The organism is Kaarinaea lacus (genome assembly GCF_975902315.1).
In genome coordinates this window covers 1-2,695 of the sequence record NZ_CDLKIE010000045.1, presented here as the reverse complement: position 1 = coordinate 2,695, position 2,695 = coordinate 1, and the positions used below count along the sequence as shown (strand labels likewise).

The following is a 2,695-nucleotide window of genomic DNA, read 5'->3' as shown; positions in this document are numbered from 1 at the left end:
GCGACTATAGCAGTGAATCTTCTAGCACTTCGGGATTAGGTGATACGAAACTAACACTTTGGTATGAAACATTCGATACTGCGATGTGTGTCTACAAGGTGCGTGAACTTAGTGATCTAACGCCGGCAGTCTATCTTGGCAGCACCTTAACCATACCCACCGGTATCTCTCCCTATGACAATGTTACCGACAATTTTGATATTACCGGTCGAGGTTTTTATCGCCTTGACCTGAATGTGCTGGTAGACAAAACCGTTTATCCATGGACCGGCAACATGCGCCTGGCTTATGGAAAATATCTCGAGCGATCTGTGAATAGCGAGTATGGCACCTACGTAGAACCCTATGACAAGCAATTAGGTGACCGCTCCAATTTCTCACTCACCGGCGGATACATATTTTTCACCGATAAATTACACGAGATAACCATGACCGTTGGTTATAACAATTTACGCGAAGCAAAAACTGAAATCGATGGCGTTAAAGATGACACGTCAGGATTCCGCAAACAAAGCATCACGCTGGGCTTCGCCTGGTCGACGCCAGACAAGAGCTGGATCGCAAAGCTCAACTGGAACCATGCAATAAAAGCCGATGACTGGGGTTATAACTTTCCTACCACCGATATAGTTAGCATGGGAATACAACATGTTTTTTTGTAATAGCGCATACACCGATAATGTTCGCTACCTCGCAGGCATAATATTTCTTTGCAGCAGTTTATGGAGCTGTGATAACGGCGATTTGTTTCCTTCAGGCGAAGACAGGCGGGAACCAGTCGTCGCGGGGAGTGAAGGCTATTTGCCCGGTCAGGTTGCTGCCAACTTCAGTTTGGCTGATAGCACAGGCACGACCGTGAATTTATATGATTATCTACTCAACGGCGCCACGCCTGCAGATGCCATTGTGCTGTATTTCACCATGTGGTGCCCCATTTGCCTGGGGCACTCCGACCATATGATATACGCCTTGATGCCGCAATTTAGCACACGCGGAAAGGTAAAATATTTTCTCATCGACTACGTATCCGGCTCGGTGCAACAGGCTTTTAATGCTGAATTGGCTAATGGTTATGTTGGTTCTGATTTTGTTGTTCTGGCTGACACTAACCGCTCGGTGTTTCGGCAATTTCACGCAGCCATGGGTACGACGGTAGTCATCGATGCTTCTGGCGTTATCCGGATGAACGAAGATTATCGAACCGGAGATAACCTGGCCGAGGTACTGGATTCAGTATTGCAAAAATAGGCGTCAGGTATGCCTAACTGGAACCTTGTATACCAACACGGGCTTTTATTACAGGAGTAACAGTGATGATTAAAAATATGTACGCATTATTAATAGTTGCTTTATTGCTGGTTTGCAATTCAGCTTACTCGGACGAATCTGGTCAGAAGCTATTTGTCAATCTGTCAAGCGATAACATTAATCGCGCAGCAATGGCAATTGGCTTTAGCACAAAGGTACGGAAGCAAAAGAAAATACCCGTCACTATTTTCCTTAATATTGAAGGCGTGAGAATTGCCGATAAAAATATCCCCGGGCACAAACATGCCAACGGCAAGTCTCTTAAGGAAATGCTCGACATTTTCATAGAAGCCGGCGGACAAGTCATTATTTGTCCCATGTGCATGAAAAACGTTGGCGGCCTTAAAAAGGAAGACTTAATTGAAGGCGTAAAGATCGGCGGACCTGAAATTACCTGGCCAGCACTGTTTGCGGAAGATACTACCGTATTGAGTTATTGATGCCAAACCAGTAACAGGGAAATGCTGGCGAAAAGCTAGCAATTGATAGCATATTTTTTTATGCGATACAGTAAGGTGTCGCGCGTTAAACCCAGCAAACGTGCAGCACGACTACGATTACCACGGGCTTTATGCAAGGCTTGCTTAATGATATCAATTTCCAGGTCTTCCAGTTTGACGCCATCGTCCGGCAAAATAAATCCGTCTGCCTGTCTTGCCAAAGTCGCGTGGGCTGGGAAACTAATTTCCTGCGGCAGGTTCTGCAATTCGATTTGACGACCGCTAAACAGGATCAGCATGCGTTCGCAGAAGTTCCGCAACTCACGCACATTGCCTGGCCAGTGATACTGATGTAATTGCTTTAATGCGGCTTTGCTATAGACAGGCGCTTGCAGTTCATGAATCGCAGAAAACTGTTTGGTGAAAAATTGTAATAACAGATTCAAATCGCTTGCACGCTCACGCAAAGCGGGCATTTCTAATGGCACAACGTTTAATCGGTAAAACAAGTCTTCACGAAACTGTCCAGCCTTTACCATTGTGAATAAGTCTCGATTGGTAGCTGCAATCAAACGAACATCACAGTGATAAGCTTTATTTTCACCAATCGCCTGACATTCGCCAGACTCCAAAAACCGCAATAATTTTGCCTGAATGGATAATGACAGTTCGCCCACTTCATCGAGAAACAGTGTCCCACCTTCTGCAGCACGAATGCGACCATCATAGTTTGCATGTGCACCGGTAAACGCACCTTTACGATGCCCAAAGAGTTCCGATTCCGCTAATTGTTCAGGTAAAGCTGCACAGTTGATACTGATGAAGTGTTTATTAACACGCTTACTGTTTTCATGAACTTTATGCGCCAGTAATTCTTTACCGGTGCCGCTTTCACCATGAATGAGTAAGGTCGCGTCAGTAGCAGCGATAAGATTTCGTGCCCACAT

Annotated in this window: 4 protein-coding genes; 3 read left to right on the top strand and 1 reads right to left on the bottom strand. The window is 45.4% G+C overall.

Annotated elements, in window-relative coordinates; all coding sequences use genetic code 11:
- The 3 genes from ACWVCM_RS00795 to ACWVCM_RS00785 all read left to right on the top strand — a co-directional run.
- The coding region (locus tag ACWVCM_RS00795) for a hypothetical protein (RefSeq protein ID WP_455199789.1) at nt 1-662 on the top strand (662 nt) is incomplete at its 5' end.
- Nucleotides 649-1,248, top strand: coding sequence for a peroxiredoxin family protein (locus tag ACWVCM_RS00790; protein ID WP_455199788.1), 600 nt, complete (start codon nt 649-651; stop codon nt 1,246-1,248). The genes ACWVCM_RS00795 and ACWVCM_RS00790, both read left to right, overlap by 14 nt.
- Before the next feature lie 65 nt (nt 1,249-1,313).
- Entirely contained in the window at nt 1,314-1,748 is a 435-nt protein-coding gene (locus ACWVCM_RS00785) for a DsrE family protein (protein ID WP_455199787.1), read from the top strand.
- A gap of 35 nt (nt 1,749-1,783) precedes the next feature.
- Here the strand turns inward: ACWVCM_RS00785 and ACWVCM_RS00780 are convergent.
- Nucleotides 1,784-2,695: sigma-54 interaction domain-containing protein (locus tag ACWVCM_RS00780; RefSeq protein WP_455199786.1), on the bottom strand; the 912-nt coding region annotated here is incomplete at its 5' end.

Bases quoted from the DNA above. Each gene is read 5' to 3' on its own strand.
- ACWVCM_RS00790 (WP_455199788.1), top strand. From the start codon at position 649: ATGTTTTTTTGTAATAGCGCATACACCGATAATGTTCGCTACCTCGCA.
- ACWVCM_RS00785 (WP_455199787.1), top strand. From the start codon at position 1,314: ATGATTAAAAATATGTACGCATTATTAATAGTTGCTTTATTGCTGGTT.